The following is a 23597-nucleotide window of genomic DNA, read 5'->3' as shown; positions in this document are numbered from 1 at the left end:
TTAAGTATTACTGGGAGATCTTAAACCAGTCTACATTTGCAACACCACTTCCGCCATAAAACTGAAGTGTTAATTTATGCGTTCCCTGAATAAGCCCTAAAGAAGAAGAAACTGTTTGAAAATTCCCATAGCTCCCGGTCGCGGGTACATTGATACGTGAATTATTTGGTACCGCATAACCATCAATAAGTACTTTTATCCATTTGCCCGTTCCGCCCCCATTCGACAGGTGTAATTGGAGGGTTTTGTTGGTATAGGCGTCTCCAAAATCTACATAATCAAATGTTACAGATGTTCCATCATCACAATTAGCGAGAACGTTGAAATCACCGCCAAGGCGTAATCCCTTCAATTCTGTATAGTAATCTTCAACCTAATTGGTGGTATTGAATGGGGCAACAGGTAATGTCATAATCCTGAATGATTCGATATTAATGATACCTGACCGGCTCGGATTTGGCACCTTAAATACCAGCTTATGGCTCCCTGTAACGTTAACATATTTGTTAAGTCCGGTTTGAACCATTTTGTATACAGAATAACTGCCTGTTGATTGCGGACGGAAATACCCTATTATTGGACCATTTGGCGCATCAAGACGAATCTCAAGTGATTGATTGGAATTTTCCTGGTTCACAGACTGATACATTTGTATAATCCGTGGAGAGGGAATTTCATCAAAATTGATATTGTTGTATACAACATAATCCCCTGCATCAAAACTTCCGATTAAAGTTCCATAGTTGATTATGCCGGATGAGGCATAATAATTTTCAGCCTCGTATACAGTCGGATACGTCGGTCCTGAGGGGAACCCTATATTCCTTGCGGTTGGTTCATTAGAATAATTGTCTGTGGTTGCTTCTGTATCTATCACAGGCGAATTGCATGAAATAAATACGGTAAAACAGCAAATCAATAAAATAAATAATTTGTTCATAGCTTTTCCTTTTTGATAAATTGTTATTTTTTTACTAAGCAGTTGATGATAATATACCATGTCAGCTGCCGGCCGCATAGAAAAAAAATAGCGCAGACTGCATCTTTGTTTATTTCAACAGACCCGCTTGCAATGGCAGTAGAAAAAGGCTGACGGCTTGGAATAGCAGGGTAATTATATATTGCCCGTTGGCAGAACACCTAAAAAGCCCGGAATGTTGTTTCCAGACTTTTAAAATATGTTTTTTCTTATCATTTTTAATGGTTTTATGCAAAATTCGTGTATACTTAATTATGCGCTATTTTCCTTGGAATATACGGAAATAATACTTGATAAAATATAAAATAGATTGGCTATATTTTTAATATATCTTAGGAGGTTTTTTATGAAAAGGCCTTTTTTTCTGGTAATTATTTTTATAGTAATTGGATTACATTTTGTGTCTGCACAAAGTATGGAAGAATTGGAAAAGCTCGGAGAAGATTTTTCATCCGGCAAAATTACCTATACGGAATATCTCCTGGGTTTATCCGCATTGGTCGAAAACCAATATCTATTGACAAATCCGGATGCTAAGTCCGATCCCTCTCAACTCATAACAGCTTCGGGTAAAGCATGGGTTAATCAGGACAATAATATACAAGGCAGGGGAAATGCGTTTGTATTGAACGCTGATGGAAGCTGTGCGTTTTATGAGCGTGCGTTAGGGATTTGGAGACCGTATCGAAATATCCATCCTGAATATACAGCGACAGGGTATAGGTTAAGGATAGCCGGTGATGACTATGCATACGCTATATCAAATGATGGCTCTACCCTTACCCTTTCTGATGGCAGGTGGCCATTTGATGGGACATACACATTAAGGGACTTGCCAAAAGTTCAGGCCCCGGGCGGTGACATTGTCAATTCGGCAGGTACGGCATGGACCTTTGATTCCGTAGGTAACAACGGCACAGCACATGATATATTTAATTCCGACGGCATACAATATTGCTTTGGAGGTTCAGGCCTTGGGCCATGGCAGTTTGCGGAACGGGGCAAAAATAATGGAAGCTGGTATTCATATAAGGCAAATTCATCAACAGGAAAATTGACGCACTCTTACTGGGACAAACACGAGCCTGATACTTTAAACTATTCCGTAACTGATTTTGGCGGCGGAAACAGTACACTCAGAATATGGAAAGATGACGTAGACATTGACTATGTTTACAAGCTGGTGCGCACTCCATCCGGATTTCGGCTGCCGGATGTAAAGTAGAAATACGAAAGTGGTATTAACTTGGAAGCAAGGAAAACGGCTCCTAACAGTGTGTATCCGCGGACGCACCTCTCGGCGGCACACTGGACAGCAGAGGCCTTGCTATGCAAATCCTTAGCTGCTGTCCAATGTCGGGATATACCCGGGATGTTATATGAGGCGGCAAGAATCGGTCGAAAAAGTTATAATAGACGACATTATTAATTGTAGACTTAATGAAAGTAAATATAATACAGGAATAAATATATGGTGAAAAAAATAATAACAAGTATTTTATTATTTGGCTTTATTATTACAGGCTTTATAGATGGTATATTACATGATCAAAGAACCTATTCTTCAATAATGGGAATGGATATAAATAGAGTATATTTCTATACTTTCTTATTGTTAGTAATAGGTTGTTGGCTTCTTTATAATAAATGGTTTGTAGGAATAGGATTTTTAGCTTTGGCTACTTTTAGCTCTTATTTTTTTGAGTTTCATTTCTTACATAATTATGTTGCATCAATACTAATATATATTGGAATAATAGTAGATATAATTATAAGGCAAAAAAAGAAATGGCTGATTCCATTGATTATTATTGGAATAATACAAGGCATAGTATTTCAAACAGCCTGGCTAGGCTATTTTATGGTGGGAAGCATGGAATTTTTAGCTCTATGTATAGGTTCTATTTTCATTGTGAAGAATATATAATAAAAAAATATTCCGCCGCGTCATATAACAGCGTGCATCCGCGGCGGCGCCGCAGCAGGCGTAATAAATAAAGGAGTTTTTATGAAAAATAAAGTCAAATTACTCCGGGGTATTGTAATGATGGCAATAACCGGATTCATAATGACCAGCTGTATTTTTACTGGTACATATACCCGTAATGGCAACAGTGCAACTATGATGCACGATGGAAAAAAAGCAGGGACCGCTGCTGTTTCAGGAAATACGCTGACAGGTACTTTTGATGGGATTTCATTTACTGCAGCAAAATCAAACACTGGTTCCATTCCATTTGCAGGGACATGGAGCGGTACATGGAAGGGGGTTCCTATAGAAGTTGCAGTTGGAAGTACTATTTGGGTAGTATCTTTGCCGACAGAAACTATTGGGAAACCGACAGCAAGTGATACTTATACTCGCAACGGCAATGCCGCAGCTGTTGGAGGATATATGTATGAAACACTTGGCAGCGCGACTGTTTCAGGTAATACTTTGACCGGATCTGTACAAGGAAATTCTTTTACCGCGAGTAAATCGAATGCAGGTTCCAACCCTTTTATTGGGGCCTGGATGGGCAGCGCTGATGATGGAACGGAAATAGAGATTGTAATCAGCGATACTGCCTGGGCAGTATTATTAAAAGAATAACAAATGGTATAAAAGTAAAAATGCCAAAAGGAGCATTTTATGAAAAAGACTTTATTGGTAGCTGCGTTAGCGGTAATGGTATTGGCGAAAGCGGTACAGGCGCAGGCGGTGGACATTGATCAGCTGGTAAAGGATTTTCAGGCCGGAAATATCACTATGGAAGAATATATAAAAGGAATCGAGGAGCATACCGCGGAATTTCAGCGGCAGCTTCAAGGCGCCCTTGATGAAGCAAAACAAAACCAGACTGCCATCGATGCTGCTGACGCCAGCGTCTTCCCCAGCGACAGGTTTGTCCAGCTCCACGACGAACTCTATACACTCGCCGCGGCCCGCAATGACGGCAGAATGAACACAGCTGACTATGAAACCAGGGCAAAGCCTCTATCCGATGAAATAGAACGAATCATAAACAACGACGGCCGACCGATGTCCCAGGCAAACGGCGCCAGATACCTCGAGGCCGGGGAAGCTGTGAGGAAACTCTGGCCCGGTCAACAGCCGGGCTGGCCCCCGCAGAAGGAAGGAACAGCATAAGGGAAGTCTGTGACCTTGGCCCTTTTACTCAACCTTCAGGGACAAGGGCGTCATACAGCTATTCCTTCCCCGGCACCGGCAGTGAGCTCGGTTCGATCCGCATCTACATCACAGGAAATACGAACGCCATCTACCGTGAAATGCGAAGCCAAATAGAACGTATCTCCGGCAGAAAAATGGAAAGCAAACCTGACGACAGCTACGGAACACAAAATCTCGAAATCTATATGCCAAAAGGCCCTTTTCCCCTTGACCGGTACATTTACCTTGGGATAACCAAAGACAACGCCGTTCTTGTAGAGTTTCAAAGACGATTTTCAAGCGGTCATTAATACCGGCGCGCTCTGTCATGATACAGGTCTATTTTTGTTAAAAAAATAAAGGCGCAGATATTTTGCAGAACAGGGGATGTATTTGATATGATCAGAAAAAGCAGTAAAAGCGACATTCAGGATGTTGTAAAAATCTATGAAAAAATAATTGAGAAGGAATCTTCCTTCAAAATAATGACAGGCTGGAAGAAGAACTTATATCCTTCACACCATACAGCCCTTGAAGCACACAACTGCGGTGAACTTTTCGTAATGGAAATTGATAATGAAATTGCTGCTTCCGCAATCATTAATCAAAATCAAATATGTGAATATGCTGATTGCGAATGGGAATTCAAGGCCCGGAATAATGAGATAATGGTACTGCATACACTGGCAGTTGATCCTGAAAAATCGGGAAAAGGGTACGCGACAGATTTTATATCTTTCTATGAAAATTACGCCTTGGAAAACTCCTGCCGGTATTTGCGGCTGGACACAAATGTAATTAATTCCGCGGCCCGCGCTCTGTATAAAAAACTGGGGTATAAGGAATCCGGTATTATTTTATGCAAATTCAACGGCATAGAAGGAATACAGCTTGTCTGTTTAGAAAAAAAGATTGATTGACAAGAACTCATTAAGCACAAAAGACGCTTTTCATGAATGAACAAATAACAGACTGTGGAAATGGTAAAGGGAAAAACAACTATGACAGGGAATTATTGAATACGCAGAAAATTCTCCGTCTCTTTCTGCTGCTGCAATCCTTACACAGAGGTATGTGTAAGAAAAAATCATAAAAGAGCTCACAGAGATTCCCAAAATGTTTTTTACACGATCTTTAACCTTTCTTACACAATACATTGTGTAAGATTATATGCATAAAAAAAAGCTACACATAGTCATGTGTAGCTTTTCCATACAAAAACCAAGACATGTCTATCTTGCGTTCTGAATGAGCGTGTCAACGGTAACTATACTGTAGCCCGCTTCAACAAGTGCGTTTATCAGAAGATCGGTTTTATCAAACAGATAATCATCGCGGCCCCCAGGCTTCCCTATCCGGACAGGGATAATCGAACCCGGTTTCTTCTCGGCAATAACATCCTCGATTATTTCCGCAGATTTCTTGTACAAACCGGGGACATTTGTTTTCTGGCCGGATGTTACCCAGTCGAGAACAGTAATGTCAGGAGAAATATAGCGGTATCCTGCCTTTTCTCCGGCTGCTATGATCATGGGAGACGCAACATAAAACGGAGCGTGCCACAGCAGGGTCAATTCCTGGCCTGTCGCATTATAAAAATCATCTTCGTTCCTGGAAAGGCCCCGGATTATAAAATCTTCATCAATGCGGTACTGGGTCCCTGATAAGTCCCATGTACTGAAAAACAGGGACGCTGTCTGGTGTCCGGCCTTGGCTATTTCATTCACGGCCGCAGGATGCCGGCGTATGAATTCTCCGTTAATGAAGAATGTGGCGCGTATGTTATATCTGTGCAGCACATGGAGAATTTCAGGAAGCCCGTCGAGGGTGTCCATTGCGTCAAAAACAAGGGCGACCTGACGCAGGCCTGTCCGTGATCCATGGGAAAAAATACCCTTGTCCGAAACCTGTCTTACCGTTCCCGCAGGCGCAATTTTGTCGAGAACAATATCAGGCTCCCTGACTATGGTGCCTGTCCCGCCCGGCTGCGCCGCCGAACGGACAAAGAGCATGTTTGAATAATATCCTTTTGATGAATCAAGATAAAGCCGCCAGTTCTGGTTGGCGCTTGTGACCGGGCGTATCCGGATGTCAGGAGAAAGGGTCCATTTCATTTTTCCCGCATAGGAAAACCGTCCCGCGGTCCCGACATCGGCAATAACCGTTGTCCCCTGCTCATCCCAGCCCCTCTGGGCAACGGCGGACACCATCAGCATTATTGAGGTATTTGTTCTGAAATTCCAGTTACGGATTGTTTCATTTCCTCCTATAAAAATATGGGAGTCATCTGCCCAGGCAGTGGAAACAATTACCTCGTCGCGGAAGACCGCAATTTCTTTCCATGTCAGCGGAGAGTATACCTGAATTGAACGGGGTCCTATAAAGGCTACCCATGTGCCGTCGCGGGAAACACTCGCTGTTACAGCTTCAGCCGGGACGGGAACAGGAGAGAAAATCTTACCACCCGAAAAATCAACAAGTCTCCAGACTTTCAGAAGGCGTTTGCCGTCTTCTATGGATTCCGCAAAAACCAGCGGAATATTTTCGGAAGTCCAGGCAGGCATCACCTTTGCCGTATTTCCCGGCAAAAGCAGATAAGGCATCTGAGCGCTTGCCCTGACAGAGACATAGTCATCACCATCGAGCGGACAGTAATATACATTCCTGCAGTCCTTTCCGTACAAAATCGCGGAACCGTCAGGCGCCGCACAGAAGGTATCCGCGGAAGCTTCAAAATTGAAAGGTAATTTTCCCGCGAGTTCACCAGGCCCCAGAAGAGGGCTGTATAAATTCCGGGCAAAAAGTTCGGACACCTGGACCCGGTATATATTTTTTCCTGAAATATATAAAAATCTGGAAGGCGCGTACCAGGTTACGCAGTTTATTGTCCCGGGACCAAGGATCCGGTACTGTTCGCTTACAGCGCTTACGGTAAAAAAGGATTCAGGCCGGGCAAAATACAGGGAATTGTTAACGGAATATATCAGAACAGCGGAATCGGGGGACCAGACTACCGGAATTGAACCGCGTTCGACTGAGGGAGCAAGGATATACCGGAAAGAACGGGTTACATCATACAGGACGAGTCTCCCGTACGCGGGAGAGGTCGGTTCAATGGAAACCTGCCAGCGTCCGTCAGGACTGGGTGATACATCCTGGAGAATTCCCATACCCGGACTGCCGCCGGAGACAAAGGGTTTATAATCATCTATCCACTGAAAGGAATTGGTAACTGTATCATACCGGCCCGTACCGAAACGGTTGCGGACCTGCAGTATTCTTCCGTTTGAAAGGGATTCCATTGCCTCAGGATAAAAGGTGAGCTGGTCCATTTTCCCGTTATCAAGTTCTTTTACAAACAGAGTATCATAGGACCCGCCGCCCGGAATATCGGCCTTAATTGAAAAAAGGACTTCGTTCCGGTTATTAATATCCGGAGACGAAAAACCTATTTCAGCATTGAGGGAAAAGAACAGCGCGCAAACCGCGATTGTACAAACCAGTGTTTTTATTTTCATAGTATATTCCTGTCTATACTGCATGAACTTTATCGAGCAGCCGGGAAAGCTCTTCTTCCAGCATATCAAGCTGGTTTTCAAGGCGGTCTATCCGCGAATTGAAATGCTTTTCCTGTCTGGCCTTTATTTTTTCAAAAATTAAATCAATGTCATCAGCAAATTTTTTTCCGGTATCAAGCACTACGCCGCACCAGGGGCAATGGGTAAAAGAACTTTCCATTGTCCTTCCGCATATATGACAAATTGACTGCCTGTTCATACTAAAACCTCTCAACTAAATATACCGCAAAACAGACGGCTGAACACGGATTTCCGCCGGAAATCCGGACAATACAGTCCGGAAACCTGCCGGCGGACAGCGTTGTTCCTGTTTTCAGAAAACGGAACAAAAAGTTTTATCATAAAAACAGTCCGGAAAAAACGCATGAACGTTCCGGACTGTTCTATTATTTCAATACCGAATAGGGATCAATGACCTTTCCGTTTTTATAGATCGAAAAGTGTACATGGGGGCCTGTTGAATATCCCGTGTTTCCGACCTTGCCGATTACACCGCCCTGTATTACCGACTGCCCCCGTTTGACCCCGATCTGGCTCAGATGAGCATACAGGGACTGGTATCCGCCGTCGTGAGTTATAATAACATAATTACCGAAGACGTTATTATAACCGGTTGTTGCAACCTTTCCGTCCAGGGTAGCCTTGATCGAGGTGCCGGTAGGCGCCGCCAGATCGATTCCCGAGTGGAATGTTCTGGCTCCTGTAAATGGATCGCTTCGGTAGCCGAAAGCTGAGGTAAGGCGGCCATTTATCGGGAATATAAAAAGCTCGCCCATGGCTTTTTTCAAATCATAGGATGAAAGCGCGGCGCCCGGAATAAACAGTTCCTGCCCTATACTGAGGGTATCATTTGCAAGATCGTTTACATCCAGAATGGTTGTTACCGGTATGGAATACCGGCCGGCAATTGCCGCCAGGGAATCGCCCCTTTGAACCGTATACAAAAGACCGTCCATTGAAGGGATGCGCAGGGTCTGGCCCGAGCGGATCCTCCGGGCGTTATCTATATTATTTACCGACAGGACCGTACTCAGGTTTTTCAGTCCGTACCGCAGTATTATCGCGCTGACAGTGTCGCCCTGTTTTACCTTGTAGGCTGTATAGGTAACGCTCTGGATACTGGCCGGCAGGTTCATTATTGCGGCTCCGCCGGCCATATCCTGGCCTGCTCCCGGAGCAATACGGGAAACCATTGCTGCTTCCGCGCTCATTTCTGAGGGAAAATTCACGGTATCAAGCAGATAAAACCCGAAACGGCCCTCAGTAAGAGGAGCAGCAATAATAAAAACTGTTACAACAAAAAGAAATAGTACGGGAAATGATAAAGCCGCCGGGATTTCCCTGAGCGCACCGGGCGAAAACGGCAGCGATATTGACCGGGTCTGGCGGGGAAGTGTTTCTTCAATAACAGCCGAGGCAGAGCTGTGTCCGCCGCTGCCTGTTTTGAAACGGGAAAAAGGATTATGTGAACGCTGAATCTGGTTTTCAGGCTGTAAAACGGTAATAACATCCATACCGAAAGTATCGACAGAACCGGGGAAGATAATTAGAATAGATTATACATGAAAACGCCCGGTAAACAGATTCTTTTTCCAATTTGCGTAATTTGTATTGCAATTATTACAAAATTGTGGGTTTTCGATATTTTGCGCGTGTCAGGCCAGTCAATGGCCCCCTGCTGCCTCATGATTCTTTTGTCGGTGAATTCAAACTTGCCTGGGGAATTTCTCTTCCTTTTTCAAATACCTATCTGGTCAGATGGGGTCAGCCCGAACCCGGAGATATAATTATCTATCCCGTATTTAACCGGTATGTCATTAAGCGCTGTATTGCAACAGAGGGAATGCCGCTGGTATTCTCCACGGAAAAAGGGTATAGTGTTACTGTTGGGGACAGGATACTTCCATTAACAGAAGAACAATACCAAAGGCTTAAGCATGCGGATTATGTTCCCGAAGGAATGCTGTTCGCATTGGGAGATAATATGTCGGAATCCGTGGATTCACGGGATTATGGTTTTGTTTCAATTGATAGCATTACCGGGAGAGTTTTATGGAAATAAGCCCCTATATTTCGAAAAAACGTCTCCTGATACTTCTTGTTATCGCTCTGGCTATTATTGCAATGCTCCTGTTTTATTACGGCCGGGCAATGCTTGGTACGCAGCCCGATGAAGCGCAGCCAAAAATAATTATTGAACGGGGATCAATTCTTGACCGGAACGGAAAAATCCTTGCGGTCCAGACTACTTTCTATAATATAGCGGTCACCCGCTCAGCCATAACCGATAAACCTTTTTTTGCCCAGGTCCTCAGCCCTCTTACCGATATCCCCGAAGAGGAAATACTGGCCCGTTTAAATAGTCCTGCCGGAGATTTCTTTTACCTGAAGAAAAAAATAAGTGAAAGCGAAAGAACGGCTATAGCCGAAGCCATAAAGCAGACAAAACTGAGAGGAATCCGGCTTGAACCTGTCTTAAGCCGAACCTATCCGGAAAACCAGCTGGCGTCCCATGTCGTAGGTTTTCTTGGAGACGACGGCAAAGGGCTTACCGGTATCGAATATTCTTTTCAGGATACGCTTTCCCCGCCGGTTACCGGAACCGCTCCGGTCCAGAGCGGATATAATGTAATGCTCTCTATTGACGGAAATATCCAGTATGAACTGGAAAAACTCGCGCGCCAGACAATGGAAGATACTCAGGCGGAAGCAGTCATGATGATTGTAGCCGAGGCAAAAACAGGTGAAATTCTCGCCTACATCAGCGAACCGTCCGCAAACCTGACAACTTTTACCCAAAGCACGGCCTCAGAACGTGTCGACCGCCCTGCCCTGTACGCGTTTGAACCCGGTTCGGTATTCAAGATTTTTTCAATAGCCTCCTTTCTGGATATGGGTATTGTAAAAGAAACAGACCGTTTTTACTGTGACGGTACCTATACTCTTACAACTCCGCGGGGCGAAACAGTCCATATAAACTGCCTCGATAAGCATGGGTGGATGACACCCCAGGATGTTATGCGATTTTCCTGCAATGACGGAACCGCCCAAATGGCGGAAAAGGCTGAAAACGCCCTGTTCGAAGCAAAACTGAGGGCCTGCGGGTTCGGCAGTAAAACCGGTATAGAATTGCCCGGCGAAACTGCGGGTATTTTCAAGGCAAACCGGGGCTGGTCTCTGCGGTCAAAGCCTACGATAGCAATGGGACAGGAAATTTCAGTGTCCGCGCTTCAAATGGTTGAAGCAGCGACAGCCGTGGCAAATAAGGGTGTACGCATTAAGCTGACCCTTCTTTCAAAATTATATACAAAAGACGGCATCCCCGTTTTTCAGCACCGCCCGGAACCTGTAACAAGGGTATTCAAAGAAGAAACTGCGGAAACAATGCTCCGGTTTATGCATACAACGGCGCAGACCGGAAGCGGAGCCCGGGCTTCGGTTGGAGATGTTCCCATCGCGGTCAAAACAGGGACAGCGCAGATGGCGAATCTTGAAAAAGGCGGATACAGCGATACGGATTTCCTTTCCAGCTGCATGGGTATCTTTCCGGCCAACGACCCCCAGATTATACTGTATCTGGCAATTGTAAAACCCGTAGGTGAAAATTACGGAGGACGAATTGCGGCTCCGGTCATTTCAAAAGCTGCAAATATTGTTATTGATTATCTGGGTATCGGAAGAACTCAGGCCACTTCAGTCCAGCATTCCGGTATTATTCCTGTTCCCGTTAATCAGCCGATAGATATTAAGGACATAATGCCCGATCTTAGCGGCGTTTCAAAAAAAATGCTTACAAAACTGATAGAAAGGCAGGATCTGATAATAAAGATCAGCGGTGACGGCTATGTTACCAGACAAAATCCGCCTCCGGGAACAGCAATTGAAAAGGGAATGACTATTGAACTGCATTTCGAATAGTTTTTTCGAGAAAAACCGGCAGCTATTTTCCGCCCGCTTCCCTGAACTTGCCCTGTTTTTGGGGTTATCAACTGCGGCGGAAGCGGAAAAAAAGCTTCAGGCTGTACCTGAAATCTATAAAATAGAAAAAACCGCTGCAGGGTCTCCGACATTAATTGTAAATTCAATAGCGGTGCATTCACGGTATAATCCGGTGAGGGACGCAGAGAGAGCACTTGCAGGCAGTGAATTATTCAATAATTCAGGATGTCTCTTTGCAGGCGGCGGGCTTGGATATCTTCCCGAACAGTTTTCGCTCCATTTCCCGGATTCCCCCTGATTATCGCGGAGCCCGACATCAGTATTTTTTTCAGTTTTCTTGCGGCCCGCCCAATGAATACCGTGCTGAACCATAAAAACCTGGTTTTCATGATAGGAACAACGGTGCAGGATGTGTTTCTGCTGCTTGATGAACTCGGTTTTACCGATTTGCCCCGTTATATTTCCCAGCCGGAGGCAGGCCTGAATCCTGCATGGTATAACGAATTCACCGAAACCGGAAACCGGATAAAAGAAAAAAACAGATAAATTCAAATACTCTGAAACGGTTCGGAGGATTGTGGCTGAGAAATCTGTGCCGGAATCTTGTAAAAATGAGGGACTGTGATGGAATACATCATTTTTCCTCCCTTTTCCCTGATACGCCTGTACTGGTCCTTGCCGCAGGGCCTTCTCTCGATTATATTCTGCCTTTTTTGCCGGAAATAAGTAAGCGCTGCGTGATTATCGCGGTGGATACAGCCCTCAGGGCCTGTCTTAAAAGCGGTATAAACCCCGATTTTATTATTCTGGTTGATCCCCAGTACTGGAACTGGCGGCATCTGGCGGGACTGAGTTCGCCCGGAAGCATTCTCATAACCGAATCTGCCGCCTGGCCCGCTGTTTTCCGTTTCCAGTGCCGGAGAATTTACCTGTGTTCGTCCCTCTTTCCCCTGGGAAAATTTATTGAATCCCGCATCGGCAAAAAAGGCGAACTTGGCGCTGGAGGGTCGGTCGCGACCAGCGCCTGGGATTTCGCACGTTTTCTCGGGGCAAAAACCATATATATGGCCGGACTCGATCTTGGATATCCGGAGAAAAAAACACATTTCAGGGGCAGCACCTTTGAGGAGCAAACCCATACTGTTTCCGGCAGGACCACGCCGGCGGAAACCGCTTCCATAAGGACCCTGTACAGCGCCGGCCCTTATGAGGTCCCCGATTATACCGGCGGCACAGTTCTTACCGATAAAAGGCTCATGCTGTATTCCTGGTGGTTTGAAAACAGGCTCGCGGCGTACCCGGAAAATAAAACAGTCACACTGAGTCCCGATGGAGTAAAAATTCCGGGATTCACAGTGGCCGGTTACGCTGAATTGCTCCAGCTGCCGGTTTGCCGGGACAGGATCACATCAAAAGTGGAAACAGTTCTTGGTACCGAGTTTGTCCCCGATATGGAATCTTTCGACAATACAATCAGGGAACTGAAAAACGCTCTTGAGGATATAAAAGAACTTGCCGCAAAGGCTGCAAACCTCTGTTCTGAGTGCGGGCCTGAAGGCAGCGGGCGCAGCTATGCATCGGTTTTTGCGGAACTGGACGCAATTGACCGGAAAATCATGCAGCACCCCGCCAAGGAAATAGCGGCAATGGTTTTCCAGTCTGTTGCTGATGAAACCAACGGAAAAGATGAAAACAAGGAAAATCCTTCAGGAAAGGCGGGCGTCATTGCCCGGTCAAAAAAACTGTATACCGGAATAGTTGCCGCGGCCGACAGGAACCTCACTCTGCTTGCCAAATTTGACTAAAGAAAAACACCTGTGTTCCGATAAATTAAATGTTGGTCGGAATATATTTAGACGGCGAGTTTTTACGACGTCCAGTCGCCGTTTTTGTGACCAATGAGGGCCGTATCAGATATGATGCGGTCATTTTTTTGCCCAAAAAGCCGGACAGAGGCCTCTCAGCAGGGCTTTTCGTCAGGATACAGCCAGTCTCCTGTTTCGGAAAGCAGGCGGGAAAGCAGAACAGCCTGTACATCCTTTCTGAATTTGAGAACAGTCCGGTTCCAGTGGTCATGAGAATAACTTTTAATGACATATTCCCGCGCGCAAACAGCGGCTTTCTGCAACTCTTCCCGGCGGTGCGGCAGATATATCTGAAGGATAACGCCGCACAGATACCCGCTCATTGCTGTAACAAAATGATGCCTCGGGTTTAAAGCCAGTTCAACAAAACGGTCAGCGGCCTCGGCATAATACTTTCCCAGATGGCGGGCAAATGCGGCATAAAAACGCAGCCAGTCAGCGGCCTGCGAGTTCTTTTTCCCGTAGCCTGAAACAAGAACCCCGGTCGCAATCTCGTAAGCCCGGGCCGGACTGCCGGATAAAATGGTCAGAGAAGCGAATTGCGGGGAAAAATACCGGTATAATGAGGGTTTGTTTCTTTGCAGAAAAAGAATCAGCTTTTCTATGGTTTCAAAATCGGTAAGCAGCACAAGGGCGATGCACAAAAGCCGTATTTTCCATTTCAGAAGCTTCTTTTTTTCGAAAATGTCCGTTTCGAGCAGTCCGGCAAGAGCCGGCCAGTCTTCATTTTCCAAAGCGGCCAGAATTTTCCAGTTTGCAAAGAAAAGAATATTCAGAAGTAACAGAACAAGAATAAAAACCGTTCCGGAAATGACAAAAAGGATTCCCAACCGCTGGTTAAACAGCAGATTTTCTCCCAGAATGAGGACCGGAAGAAAAAAAACCGAAAAAAGTGTCAGCAACAGGACGATATTTAAAATAATAAAGAGAGTTCTAATTTTCATGACTTTGTTCCTTGAATGTGCTATATTCTACTATGAAAGGGTCTGACAAGTGAATAGCTTTGATATAAAAGAACTGGAAGATAATACAATTCTGTCTCATGATTTGCTGCTCGATAAAAAGTTTATTCTTTTGCCCGCAGAAGTACCAGTCAGCGAAAAACTGAAGAGCGCCCTCGGCGAATGGGCCTTTGAAACGGCATATTCGGAAGGAGAGGCGGTTTCCGCGGCGGAAGAAACCCAGGCCGAAATATCCGAAGAAGAACTGAATAAAACAGCGGCGGCTGTTTCCGCGCCGCCCGAGCCCGAAATTCCTGTTCAGGGTGAGACCGATAAATCAAAATTGTCCGCCGTAGAAAAAGCATACGAAGATTATCAGGATTTTATAGCGGGCGTTTATAATTGTTATATTAAAACTCAGAAAATTCCGTTCCAGCTTATTTCTGACAGGGTCAGGGATATGTGCAATTTTATAAAAGAAAACAAAAGTTTTGTCCTGCGTGTTCAGCCCACGCAGGAAATACGGGACAAGCATTTTCTGGTGATTCATGCAATGCGTTCAACTGTATACGCTATTACCATTGGCTTGCAGCTCCGCTTTCCCATTCACAAACTTATTGAGCTGGGAATTACCTCCATTCTCCATGAAATAGGCATGGTACACCTTCCTTCCCATTTATATACGGGGAATGCTCCTCTTTCCCAGACAGACAAAGCAGCCATTCTGAATCATCCCATTATCTCATATAATATCCTCCGGCAGTTTTCATTCCCGCTGAATATCTGCCTTGGTGTTCTGGAACATCATGAACGGGAAAACGGCGCGGGGTATCCGAGAGGACTCACAAAGGATAAAATTTCGATTTATGCAAAGATTATCGCGGTGGCCTGTTCCTATGAAGCCGCCACCGCGCCCCGGCCCTATAAAGAAGCCCGTGACGCCTACTCGGGCATTATTGACATCATGAAAAACCAGGGCAAACAATATGATGAAACAGTAATAAAGGCTCTTCTTTTTTCCCTATCCCTGTATCCCATAGGAATATATGTGCTTCTTTCCAATAATAAAATAGGCCAGGTAATCGATGTTAATCCTGAAAACCCGAAATATCCTGTTGTACAGTTACACGGCGAAACAAAAACAGACGGTTCGCCCAGGGTTGTGGAAACAAGCGAGTATGCCATTCATATAGCCCGGCCGCTCACAAAAGAAGAAACCACACAGTATATTACATAATTCCCCCACAGAACTCCCCATATTTACCCAATATCACCTGAGAAAACGTATAAAATATAAAATAATTTTATTGTTTCTATTGACAGAAACATTTTTTACTGGTAGTGTTTCTATCAGGAGGAACATGTTATGTCTGATTATTTGAAATCGTATCCCAATGAAAAAGGTTATTTCGGCGAATACGGCGGTTCTTTTGTACCGCCGGAATTGCAGGTTGAAATGGATAAAATCACAAACGCTTATTATTCCATAAGCAAATCCCATGAATTTATTTCTGAACTGCGGAGTATCAGGAAGCACTTTCAGGGGCGCCCAACTCCGACATATTTTTGCCGGAACCTTTCAAATATAACCGGCGGGCGGATTTACCTCAAAAGGGAAGATTTAAACCATACCGGAGCCCACAAGCTGAATCACTGTATGGGAGAAGGTCTCCTTGCAAAATATATGGGCAAGAAAAGACTGATAGCCGAAACAGGAGCAGGCCAGCACGGAGTTGCCCTTGCTACGGCGGCGGCCTATTTCGGTCTTGAATGCGAAATTCATATGGGAGAAGTTGATATCGCAAAAGAACACCCGAATGTTATACGCATGAAACTGCTTGGCGCGGAGGTTATACCGGTAACACACGGACTTAAAACCCTGAAAGAGGCCGTCGATTCCGCCTTCGACGCCTATCTGAAAGATCCGGTCAATACTATTTACTGCATCGGCTCGGTGGTCGGTCCGCATCCCTTCCCCATGATGGTCAGGGATTTCCAGCATGTTGTCGGCGTAGAGGCGAGAGAGCAGTTCCTTGAAATGACAGGTGAACTTCCGGATACAGTAGCGGCCTGCGTAGGCGGCGGTTCAAATTCTATAGGTATTTTTTCCGGATTTCTTGAAGACGAGGCTGTCCGGCTTGTCGGAGTAGAACCCGCCGGACGATCCACAAAAATAGGGGACCATGCGGCCAGCTTGACCTACGGAACACCGGGCGTTATGCACGGATTCAAGTCCTACATGCTGCAGAATGAAAAAGGCGAACCGGAGCCGGTATATTCCATCGCGAGCGGACTCGACTATCCCGGTTCAGGTCCCGAACACTGCATGCTTCATGATTTAAAGCGCGTCGACTATACGGTAGCAGATGATGAAGAATGTCTGGACGCTTTTTATACACTCTCAAAAGTTGAAGGTATTATACCCGCCCTCGAAAGCGCTCACGCAGTCGCATACGCGATGAAATTTGCAAAGGAATTCCCCCGTAAATCAATTCTGGTGAACCTGTCAGGCAGGGGCGATAAGGATATAGATTTTATTGTTGAAAATTACGGTTTCAGGCAATAATTCCTGTCTTTCAAAACACATACTGTTTAGAAGGCAGCAGCGGGAAAAGATGAGGCGCGGCGGTTCAGGACCCTTTAGCAGGCTCTGTTCCGTCCCGCCTCTTTTGCCTTATACAGGGCATCGTCTGCCCTGGCTTTTAAATTGTCAATATTGTCCGCCTGCTCCGGAAAACAGGCGACGCCCATACTTGCGGTCAGGCTGAATCCGGGATGGTCCCTGAAGGGAATTTTCGCCATTTTTCTGCAAACCGCATTGCAGATTTTGAGTGCAGTCTTGTGATTGGTGTCGGGCAGTATAAAAGTAAATTCATCGCCGCCATAACGGGCCAGAATATCGGTGTTCCGGTAATTTTTTTTGAAAACATCCGCGGCGGCCAGAATGACCGAATCACCAAAGGCTTCGCCGTATTTTTTGTTTATCTGGCCGAAATGATCAAGATCGACCATAACAAGACTCATGTGCTTCTTTTTGAAAAAGGCATCGGTAAAACTGGTTTTGAGCGCGTCATCAAGGAAGCGTCTGTTGAATAATTGGGTAAATTCATCTGTTATCGCCCGTTTTTTCGCCGCTTCACCCCACCGGACCATTTCGGAAACAAGGGAACCGGTATTCTGGAGGCGCTGTGTGGTAATTTTCAGCATATTGGTCAGAATAATGACCGACATTTCGGGGCGGATGTCCATCAGGGAGTATAAATTGTCCGCGCTCAGTGAAAACAGATAGGTATCTGCAAGAGCCGTACAAGTAGCTGACCGGGGAGCGTGTTCGATAATCGCCATTTCACCGAAAAAACTGCCCTGCTTTATTTCAGCCAGTATTGCTTCCTTTCCGTCAGCCAGGGTGATTGAGATAGCGACTGCGCCCGTTGCGATTATAAACATTTCATTTCCGGGATCACCCTCGGTGAAAATACGCTGGCCTTTTGTATACTCCAGTCCTTTCATTAAGGAAAACAGGACCTCTATCTGTTCATAGGATAAACCGGAAAAAACAGCGGCCGATTTCAGAATAGCATATATACGTTCGTCCATGCTTATTCCTCCCTATCTTCGGGAAACAGAATTTTATTACCGCCCCGCGCTCGTCCGACAAGGGGTAAATCCTGGGAAAGTTTTATAAGTTCCGCAGGATCATTTGTATGATCCGGATACAGGGAAATGCCTATGCTGACGGAAAGCGTAAAGGGTTTATTGCCGGTCACCGGGCTTATATCGAGGGTATTCATAAATTGGCGGAGAACTTCCGCAAACTGAAAAGCCGCTTCCCTGCCGCTTCCGGGCAGAAGAAAGGCCATTTCATTTCCCATAAATCTCACCAGAACAGCATTTTCCGGAAGAATTGACGGAAGGGCTTTTGCGATAAGGATCAGGGCATCGTCGCCTGCGGCATGGCCGTATGTATCATTAATCAGTTTGTAGTTATCCGGCTTCATCATTAACAGCGCGGCGCGGTCCGTCAGCAGGGAAGAAATATTTTCTTCGAGAAAGGTTTTATTTTTAAGGCCGGTGAGTTTATCGCCATACACCTGTTCGCGGAGCTGATTTACAAGAGGAGAATTATCCTTGAACAGGGAATTTGCCTCACGGATTCGCGCGGAAGTTACCCTGATAAACGAATGCAAAAGCCATGCCCCTGTTCCGGGATATTCCGCAACGAGGTCGGTAAATGTCGTTTTTTCCGAGGGGAAGCGAAGCAGACTGCAGCGGGTCGATGCGACAGCTTTTGCGTTCCGTTTTGCGGCAGTCATAAGATCCATTTCGCCGAAATAATCGCCGCCAATATACAAAGCTATTTCTCTGCTCTTGCCTTCCTCGGTCTGGATTATGGAAACTTCACCGTCCTCTACTATATATAAGCAGTCGCCGGGATCGCCGGCGTCAAAAATGACATCCCCGGCGCCAAATGAAATAAAATCGGAATGAGCTATTATGCTTTCAATTTTTTCCCCATCAAGGGATGAAAACAGTTCTGTTTTTCCCAGAAGAGTATGCATTACTCTCAGCATATCATGAAATGGGGAAAAATTCATTTTTTTTTGATAAAATTCATTTTTTTGTATTGACCTTTTTTGTTTCTACCAGTAGAATCCAATTGTTACTATCAATAGTAACAAAAAAAGGAGAGATACTCATGAAACTGTTAAAAACTATACTGCTTCCGGTTTTTTTTGGCATTATGCTGTTTACAGGCTGCACGGAAAAAAAAGCGTCAGCCTCCGGAGAAAAACTATACACTATCGGCATATCAAAAATTACCGCGCATCCCGCGCTTGACGCTGTAGAACAGGGCGTTATGGATGAGTTGGCTGAACGGGGCATCAACGCCGTCTATGACCTTCAGAACGCCAGCGGAGATGTAAATACCGCTATGCAGATTGCAACGAAATTTAAATCGGCCCGGGTTGACGCCATTGTGGCAATAGCAACGCCGACAGCAGTCGCGGCGGCGGCGGCCACCCGGGATATTCCCGTCATTTTTGCAACAGTCACTGATCCCGTCGTGGCAGGGCTTGTTACCACAGTCGAACACGGAGAAGGAAATGTGACAGGACTGTCGGATGCGCTTCCCATTTATGAAAATATATCACTGTTTCAGAGAATTGCAGGGATCAAAACTCTCGGCTATATATATACCACTTCAGAGGCGAATTCGGCGGCATCCTTTGCGGAACTTCAGGATGTCTGCAAAGAGCTGGGAATTACACTGATAGCCCAGTCAATAACAAACTCTTCCGAAGTAAAGCAGGCGGCCGAAGTTATCATAAAAAGGGTCGACGGAATTTACCTGACCACTGACAATACCGTATACTCGGCCCTGCCTGCCCTCATCGAAGTTGCCCTCGCAAATAAAAAGCCTATTTTTTCTATTGATCCCACAAGCGCGGAAAACGGCGGATGCCTTATCGCGCAGGGTTTTGATTATTACAAGGCGGGGAGAGCCACCGCCGATCTGGTAATAGAGGTTTTGAATGGTACCCCTCCTTCCGAAATTCCCGTAAAATTTATTACAGACCCGGCAGAATCCGATCTGCTCATTGATCTTGACACCGCGAAAATATGCGGTATTACCATTCCGCCTGATGTTCTCGCAAGCGCGGGTAAAATTATTGAAAACGGCGTATTAACTGTAAAATGAACAAAAGAGGCACAGGATTATGATTCTGGGAATTTTAACTGAAGGCTTAATATACGGCATAATGGCCCTTGCCGTTTTTATCACCTTCCGGGTACTTGACTTTGCGGACATGACAACCGACGGGTCCTTTCCGCTTGGCGCGGCCGTGATGGCTGTTCTGTTAACGGCAGGAGTAAATCCCTTTATTTCGATGTTTGCAGCCTTTCTTGCCGGGGCCGCGGCGGGATCGGTTACAGCCATAATTCACGCGAAACTGAAGGTCCCCGGCCTTTTGGCGGGGATACTTACCATGACAATGCTCCACTCAGTTATCCTGCGGGTCATGTCAAGCCGGGCAAATCTCTCGCTACTCAGGGTGCAAACCCTTTTCAAGGAAATAACAGATTTTGCGGCACGGTATAATCTTGAAACGTATGGAGTATTGATTTTTCTGATACTTTTTGCGGCAGTTATCATAGTAGTCCTCACTCTTTTTTTCCATACGGATTTCGGAATAACGCTGGGCGCGCTGGGGTCCAACCAGCAGCTGATAATTTCCCAGGGGATGAATCCTGAAATTATAAAACTTACCGGCATCTGTCTGGCTAACGGCCTTGTCGGAGTTTCAGGGGCGCTTTCCTGTATGTACCAGGGTTTTGCCGATGTGCATTCGGGAACCGGAACAGTCGTCGCCGGTCTTGCCACTGTCATGATAGGGGAATTTCTGATCCGCTCGAACCGTATTTCAGTACAGCTGATTCGCGTTATCCTCGGTTCAATAGTTTACAGGGGAATAATGTATGCAGGACGCCAGTACGGATATCTGATTAACCTGACCGCGAATGATCTGAAACTTATTACCGGGGTGCTGATAATCATCTGCCTTATCGTTTCGCAATACGGACACCGGCTTCTGTCAAAAAAGAGGAATAGTTCAAATGCTGAAAACTGAAAATATTTCACTGGTATTCAATTACGGAACTCAGGATGAAAACACAGCCCTGAAAAATATATCGCTCACTATAAACACCGGAGATTTTGTCACAGTCATTGGTTCAAACGGCGCAGGAAAAACCAGCCTCTACAATATTATCGCAGGGACATACAAGCCGACATCGGGGCAGATTTTTCTGAAAGAAAAAGACATAACCCGGATGCCTGAATACAAAAGGGCCCGGTATATTGGAAGGATATATCAGAATCCGCTTTCAGGGACGGCAGGAAAAATGTCGGTTGAAGATAATATGGTAATCTGCCACCGGAAGGGATACAAGGGACTCGGGATAAGTTTGAACAATACCCTGCGGGCGTATTTCAGGGAACGCCTTGCCGAACTTGATATGGGCCTCGAAAACCGCCTGCAGGATAATGTTGAACTGCTCTCGGGCGGACAGAGGCAGGCCCTTACCCTGCTTATGGCAGTCCTTTCCGAGCCGGACATTCTTCTGCTTGACGAACACACCGCGGCCCTGGACCCGCGGAACGCGGAAATCGTCATGAATCTGACCCGGCGGTTCGCCGAACGCTACGGGCTGACGGTCATGATGATAACCCATAACATGAGTCAGGCAATAGAATACGGCAACAGGCTGCTTATGATGGATTCGGGAGAAATCATATTTGACATTAATGAAGAGGAAAAGAAAAAGCTGAGCATTGATGAAATTGTAAAACGGTTCCGCACCCTGAAAAAGAAGGAACTCGTGAATGACGAACTGCTGCTTAACCTCTGACTCCTGTATATGGATGGGGCAAAATAACAGGCCCGGCATCACCATTTAAAAGTTGAGGCCTGTATACCAAGTGCAATCCTGTAATATTGGGGATCGGCAAAAACAACTGAAAATGAAGCATAGAACAAACTGATGCTCACTTTGGCGCCGATTTCAGGCCCGCTGAAATTATAATACTCCGATTGTACTGTGCTTATGTAGTACCCCCAAAAGCTTCAAGTCCGAAAATGCCCAAATCATAGCGGAGCAGTCCGTAAACGGGAATATCTATCAGCGTTTCGGAATCATCACCGGTCCCGGAAGTAATCATATTAAAGCCGAGCTGAACGCCGGCAGTCAGATTGTGCAGCAGCCTGATTCTTCCGCCTACATGCACCGATCCCCGCAAGGTCGATAAAAAAGTGACCACTTTATCCTCGCCGTGATTAGCGGCACCTTCTCTTTCTTCACCCATCAGGCCGAATGAAAGTCCCGCCCCAAGGTCCAAGCCAAACCTGGCTTTTTCCGCGGCAACCACGCCGGACCCTATCATCAAAAGAAAAAAAGACATCAAACAGAGTTTTTTCATTTATTCTCCTCTCCGGACATTTTTCTGTCAATCCGGAACACCTTCAAACCTGTATAAACAACCGCTCGTTTCATTTGCTGCAATGCGGAACAGCATAACAATATTATATAATTTTACTCCGAAAAAACAAATAACGGGTGTAAATTATTTAATTTACACTAATCCTGAATTTGTGCAGAGGATTTCCCGCGGGGAGGTTCAGCTGCATTATCCCCTATTTGACTTTTATTTTTCCCGGCAATATATTTTCTAGTATGGGTTTTCCCATTTTATTCACTGGAGGAAAAAATGAATAAAACAAAACTGCTTTTAAGCACATTTATAGGCCTTACTTTTCTGGCAATCCTCTCTTCCTGCGGAGGACAGACGGTTAAACTGGATGCCCGGAAAAATGTTGTAACAGAAGATCCCGCCGACTATCTGAGCTGGACCTTCAACGGTCAGACATTTAAAGACCAGTATGACGCGGCTTCAGGAGCGAGCAAGTCGGCGTCAACAGCCCGGTTTGATACGGTCCGTTTCGATACGGAAGCGACCAAACAGCCTGCCCTGCCTATGTCATTGCGCAACCTGCTTCTTTTCCCGCTGGCGCCGCCTGAGGTAATGGAAGCTGACGCCCTGACCGTTACCCAGAACGGGAAAGCCCTTCAGGTCCGCTTTGTACACCGGGGAACAGCTTATGAGCTGACCACCGATTCAGACGGAAAATTCGATGTTCTCACCGGCGCAAAGACGGCCTCACGCATTGCGGAGAATATCGGAGGGGAATTTGTACTGCTGCCTGAATATGTAAAAGACGGCGGAAATACGGAAAACATGGCCGACCTTGACTGGAACAAGATAGCACTGATTCCCGATACCTATAATACCGCGGCGTCCCGCTGGTATGAAGGAAAACTTGATTTCGGTTTCGCAAACAATATTCTGACCATCAAGGGAACTCTGAACGAAAAAAAATAATATCCGTTTTCTGCTGAAAATCTTTCAGGTCCGGAAAACCGGAAAGATTTTCAGCAAAGACTCTTTTTCCCGCGGGTAATTCAATTTTCAATATACAAACAAAATCTATTGTGGTTCCCATGCTGGAATAATTCCGAAAAAACGTTACAATAAAATACCTCGCAGCAGAACAGCGAGGTGTTTCGTTCTCCCATGAAATTGGT

Annotated in this window: 26 protein-coding genes; 17 read left to right on the top strand and 9 right to left on the bottom strand. The window is 45.6% G+C overall.

The features are described 5' to 3' along the window. Positions 1–7: 7 nt before the first annotated feature. Together K7I13_RS13345 and K7I13_RS13340 are read right to left on the bottom strand one after the other, a co-directional pair. Entirely contained in the window at positions 8–352 is a 345-nt protein-coding gene (locus K7I13_RS13345) for a carbohydrate-binding protein (protein WP_255946467.1), read from the bottom strand. A gap of 21 nt (positions 353–373) precedes the next feature. Further along, positions 374–1000 carry a carbohydrate-binding protein gene (locus K7I13_RS13340; protein WP_255946465.1) on the bottom strand — a complete coding sequence of 209 codons (627 nt, stop codon included), beginning with the start codon at positions 998–1000 and terminating at the stop codon, positions 374–376. A gap of 325 nt (positions 1001–1325) precedes the next feature. Here K7I13_RS13340 and K7I13_RS13335 point away from each other — a divergent pair, with 325 nt between their 5' ends. The 6 genes from K7I13_RS13335 (at position 1326) to K7I13_RS13310 (ending at position 5050) form a co-directional block, all read left to right on the top strand. Beyond that, positions 1326–2204 carry a hypothetical protein gene (locus K7I13_RS13335; RefSeq protein ID WP_255946463.1) on the top strand — a complete coding sequence of 293 codons (879 nt, stop codon included), beginning with the start codon at positions 1326–1328 and terminating at the stop codon, positions 2202–2204. Positions 2205–2450: 246 nt separating this feature from the next. Continuing rightward, positions 2451–2906, top strand: coding sequence for a hypothetical protein (locus K7I13_RS13330; protein WP_255946461.1), 456 nt, complete (start codon positions 2451–2453; stop codon positions 2904–2906). 81 nt (positions 2907–2987) lie between these two features. Next, positions 2988–3572: a hypothetical protein gene (locus K7I13_RS13325; RefSeq protein WP_255946459.1), complete on the top strand. Its 585-nt coding sequence runs from the start codon at positions 2988–2990 to the stop codon at positions 3570–3572. Between the two features lie 39 nt (positions 3573–3611). After that, positions 3612–4109: a hypothetical protein gene (locus K7I13_RS13320; RefSeq protein ID WP_255946457.1), complete on the top strand. Its 498-nt coding sequence runs from the start codon at positions 3612–3614 to the stop codon at positions 4107–4109. Positions 4110–4285: 176 nt separating this feature from the next. Beyond that, entirely contained in the window at positions 4286–4441 is a 156-nt protein-coding gene (locus K7I13_RS13315; RefSeq protein ID WP_255946455.1) for a hypothetical protein, read from the top strand. A gap of 87 nt (positions 4442–4528) precedes the next feature. Then, positions 4529–5050: a GNAT family N-acetyltransferase gene (locus K7I13_RS13310; protein WP_255946453.1), complete on the top strand. Its 522-nt coding sequence runs from the start codon at positions 4529–4531 to the stop codon at positions 5048–5050. Between the two features lie 312 nt (positions 5051–5362). Here the strand turns inward: K7I13_RS13310 and K7I13_RS13305 are convergent, their stop codons facing one another. From K7I13_RS13305 to K7I13_RS13295, 3 genes are all read right to left on the bottom strand, one after another. Beyond that, the gene (locus tag K7I13_RS13305; RefSeq protein WP_255946451.1) at positions 5363–7648 is read right to left on the bottom strand and encodes a polysaccharide deacetylase family protein; all 2286 of its coding nucleotides are present in this window, start codon (positions 7646–7648) and stop codon (positions 5363–5365) included. A gap of 13 nt (positions 7649–7661) precedes the next feature. Beyond that, a complete protein-coding gene (locus K7I13_RS13300) occupies positions 7662–7868 on the bottom strand; it encodes a hypothetical protein (RefSeq protein ID WP_255946449.1) in 207 nt (68 codons plus the stop codon). Between the two features lie 226 nt (positions 7869–8094). Further along, positions 8095–9222, bottom strand: a complete 1128-nt coding sequence (locus K7I13_RS13295) for a M23 family metallopeptidase (protein WP_255946448.1) — start codon at positions 9220–9222, stop codon at positions 8095–8097. Positions 9223–9338: 116 nt separating this feature from the next. Between K7I13_RS13295 and lepB the strand changes: the two genes are divergently transcribed. The 5 genes from lepB (at position 9339) to K7I13_RS13270 (ending at position 13452) form a co-directional block, all read left to right on the top strand. Next, entirely contained in the window at positions 9339–9770 is a 432-nt protein-coding gene (gene lepB / locus K7I13_RS13290) for a signal peptidase I (protein ID WP_255946447.1), read from the top strand. Then, a complete protein-coding gene (locus K7I13_RS13285) occupies positions 9761–11626 on the top strand; it encodes a PASTA domain-containing penicillin-binding protein (RefSeq protein ID WP_255946446.1) in 1866 nt (621 codons plus the stop codon). The genes lepB and K7I13_RS13285 overlap by 10 nt, the downstream gene beginning before the upstream one ends. Continuing rightward, positions 11607–11945: a hypothetical protein gene (locus tag K7I13_RS13280; RefSeq protein WP_255946445.1), complete on the top strand. Its 339-nt coding sequence runs from the start codon at positions 11607–11609 to the stop codon at positions 11943–11945. Before K7I13_RS13285 ends, K7I13_RS13280 begins: the two co-directional genes overlap by 20 nt. 53 nt (positions 11946–11998) lie before the next feature. Beyond that, positions 11999–12193, top strand: a complete 195-nt coding sequence (locus K7I13_RS13275; RefSeq protein WP_255946444.1) for a hypothetical protein — start codon at positions 11999–12001, stop codon at positions 12191–12193. A 65-nt stretch (positions 12194–12258) separates the two neighbouring features. Continuing rightward, a complete protein-coding gene (locus tag K7I13_RS13270; RefSeq protein WP_439647446.1) occupies positions 12259–13452 on the top strand; it encodes a motility associated factor glycosyltransferase family protein in 1194 nt (397 codons plus the stop codon). 155 nt (positions 13453–13607) lie between these two features. On the opposite strand, the gene K7I13_RS13265 is transcribed toward K7I13_RS13270, so the two are convergent. Further along, positions 13608–14456: a hypothetical protein gene (locus K7I13_RS13265; protein ID WP_255946442.1), complete on the bottom strand. Its 849-nt coding sequence runs from the start codon at positions 14454–14456 to the stop codon at positions 13608–13610. A gap of 49 nt (positions 14457–14505) precedes the next feature. Between K7I13_RS13265 and K7I13_RS13260 the strand changes: the two genes are divergently transcribed. Continuing rightward, positions 14506–15690 carry an HD-GYP domain-containing protein gene (locus tag K7I13_RS13260; protein WP_255946441.1) on the top strand — a complete coding sequence of 395 codons (1185 nt, stop codon included), beginning with the start codon at positions 14506–14508 and terminating at the stop codon, positions 15688–15690. Between the two features lie 129 nt (positions 15691–15819). Beyond that, on the top strand, positions 15820–17019 hold the full coding sequence (gene trpB / locus K7I13_RS13255; RefSeq protein WP_255946440.1) for a tryptophan synthase subunit beta: 1200 nt from the start codon (positions 15820–15822) through the stop codon (positions 17017–17019). A 74-nt stretch (positions 17020–17093) separates the two neighbouring features. Here trpB and K7I13_RS13250 read toward each other — a convergent pair whose 3' ends face one another. Further along, entirely contained in the window at positions 17094–18050 is a 957-nt protein-coding gene (locus tag K7I13_RS13250; RefSeq protein WP_255946439.1) for a GGDEF domain-containing protein, read from the bottom strand. 2 nt (positions 18051–18052) lie between these two features. After that, positions 18053–19048 carry a GGDEF domain-containing protein gene (locus K7I13_RS13245; protein ID WP_255946438.1) on the bottom strand — a complete coding sequence of 332 codons (996 nt, stop codon included), beginning with the start codon at positions 19046–19048 and terminating at the stop codon, positions 18053–18055. 101 nt (positions 19049–19149) lie between these two features. Here K7I13_RS13245 and K7I13_RS13240 point away from each other — a divergent pair, with 101 nt between their 5' ends. Genes K7I13_RS13240 through K7I13_RS13230 form a run of 3 tightly spaced genes read left to right on the top strand, consistent with a single transcriptional unit; the run spans position 19150 to position 21866 of the window. After that, on the top strand, positions 19150–20154 hold the full coding sequence (locus K7I13_RS13240) for an ABC transporter substrate-binding protein (RefSeq protein WP_255946437.1): 1005 nt from the start codon (positions 19150–19152) through the stop codon (positions 20152–20154). A 19-nt stretch (positions 20155–20173) separates the two neighbouring features. Further along, positions 20174–21085 (top strand): ABC transporter permease, encoded by a 912-nt coding sequence (locus tag K7I13_RS13235; RefSeq protein WP_255946436.1) that lies wholly within the window; start codon positions 20174–20176, stop codon positions 21083–21085. Next, entirely contained in the window at positions 21072–21866 is a 795-nt protein-coding gene (locus K7I13_RS13230) for an ABC transporter ATP-binding protein (protein ID WP_255946435.1), read from the top strand. The genes K7I13_RS13235 and K7I13_RS13230 overlap by 14 nt, the downstream gene beginning before the upstream one ends. Positions 21867–22059: 193 nt before the next feature. Here the strand turns inward: K7I13_RS13230 and K7I13_RS13225 are convergent, their stop codons facing one another. Then, a complete protein-coding gene (locus K7I13_RS13225) occupies positions 22060–22434 on the bottom strand; it encodes a hypothetical protein (protein WP_255946434.1) in 375 nt (124 codons plus the stop codon). Positions 22435–22722: 288 nt separating this feature from the next. Between K7I13_RS13225 and K7I13_RS13220 the strand changes: the two genes are divergently transcribed. Continuing rightward, positions 22723–23394 (top strand): hypothetical protein, encoded by a 672-nt coding sequence (locus tag K7I13_RS13220; RefSeq protein WP_255946433.1) that lies wholly within the window; start codon positions 22723–22725, stop codon positions 23392–23394. Positions 23395–23597 lie beyond the last annotated feature (203 nt).

Origin of the sequence: Brucepastera parasyntrophica (assembly GCF_022376835.1) — a bacterium.
Taxonomy (GTDB): domain Bacteria; phylum Spirochaetota; class Spirochaetia; order Treponematales; family Treponemataceae; genus Brucepastera; species Brucepastera parasyntrophica.
This window is presented reverse-complemented; position numbering and strand designations above follow the sequence as displayed.

Excerpts from the sequence above, each read along its gene's own strand:
- K7I13_RS13340 (WP_255946465.1), bottom strand. The coding sequence starts at position 1,000 with ATGGTATATTATCATCAACTGCTTAGTAAAAAAATAACAATTTATCAA.
- K7I13_RS13335 (WP_255946463.1), top strand. The coding sequence starts at position 1,326 with ATGAAAAGGCCTTTTTTTCTGGTAATTATTTTTATAGTAATTGGATTA.
- K7I13_RS13330 (WP_255946461.1), top strand. The coding sequence starts at position 2,451 with ATGGTGAAAAAAATAATAACAAGTATTTTATTATTTGGCTTTATTATT.
- K7I13_RS13325 (WP_255946459.1), top strand. The coding sequence starts at position 2,988 with ATGAAAAATAAAGTCAAATTACTCCGGGGTATTGTAATGATGGCAATA.
- K7I13_RS13320 (WP_255946457.1), top strand. The coding sequence starts at position 3,612 with ATGAAAAAGACTTTATTGGTAGCTGCGTTAGCGGTAATGGTATTGGCG.
- K7I13_RS13315 (WP_255946455.1), top strand. The coding sequence starts at position 4,286 with ATGGAAAGCAAACCTGACGACAGCTACGGAACACAAAATCTCGAAATC.
- K7I13_RS13310 (WP_255946453.1), top strand. The coding sequence starts at position 4,529 with ATGATCAGAAAAAGCAGTAAAAGCGACATTCAGGATGTTGTAAAAATC.
- K7I13_RS13305 (WP_255946451.1), bottom strand. The coding sequence starts at position 7,648 with ATGAAAATAAAAACACTGGTTTGTACAATCGCGGTTTGCGCGCTGTTC.
- K7I13_RS13300 (WP_255946449.1), bottom strand. The coding sequence starts at position 7,868 with ATGGAAAGTTCTTTTACCCATTGCCCCTGGTGCGGCGTAGTGCTTGAT.
- K7I13_RS13295 (WP_255946448.1), bottom strand. The coding sequence starts at position 9,222 with ATGGATGTTATTACCGTTTTACAGCCTGAAAACCAGATTCAGCGTTCA.
- K7I13_RS13285 (WP_255946446.1), top strand. The coding sequence starts at position 9,761 with ATGGAAATAAGCCCCTATATTTCGAAAAAACGTCTCCTGATACTTCTT.
- K7I13_RS13275 (WP_255946444.1), top strand. The coding sequence starts at position 11,999 with ATGAATACCGTGCTGAACCATAAAAACCTGGTTTTCATGATAGGAACA.
- K7I13_RS13270 (WP_439647446.1), top strand. The coding sequence starts at position 12,259 with ATGAGGGACTGTGATGGAATACATCATTTTTCCTCCCTTTTCCCTGAT.
- K7I13_RS13265 (WP_255946442.1), bottom strand. The coding sequence starts at position 14,456 with ATGAAAATTAGAACTCTCTTTATTATTTTAAATATCGTCCTGTTGCTG.
- trpB (WP_255946440.1), top strand. The coding sequence starts at position 15,820 with ATGTCTGATTATTTGAAATCGTATCCCAATGAAAAAGGTTATTTCGGC.
- K7I13_RS13250 (WP_255946439.1), bottom strand. The coding sequence starts at position 18,050 with ATGGACGAACGTATATATGCTATTCTGAAATCGGCCGCTGTTTTTTCC.
- K7I13_RS13245 (WP_255946438.1), bottom strand. The coding sequence starts at position 19,048 with ATGAATTTTTCCCCATTTCATGATATGCTGAGAGTAATGCATACTCTT.
- K7I13_RS13240 (WP_255946437.1), top strand. The coding sequence starts at position 19,150 with ATGAAACTGTTAAAAACTATACTGCTTCCGGTTTTTTTTGGCATTATG.
- K7I13_RS13235 (WP_255946436.1), top strand. The coding sequence starts at position 20,174 with ATGATTCTGGGAATTTTAACTGAAGGCTTAATATACGGCATAATGGCC.
- K7I13_RS13230 (WP_255946435.1), top strand. The coding sequence starts at position 21,072 with ATGCTGAAAACTGAAAATATTTCACTGGTATTCAATTACGGAACTCAG.
- K7I13_RS13225 (WP_255946434.1), bottom strand. The coding sequence starts at position 22,434 with ATGAAAAAACTCTGTTTGATGTCTTTTTTTCTTTTGATGATAGGGTCC.
- K7I13_RS13220 (WP_255946433.1), top strand. The coding sequence starts at position 22,723 with ATGAATAAAACAAAACTGCTTTTAAGCACATTTATAGGCCTTACTTTT.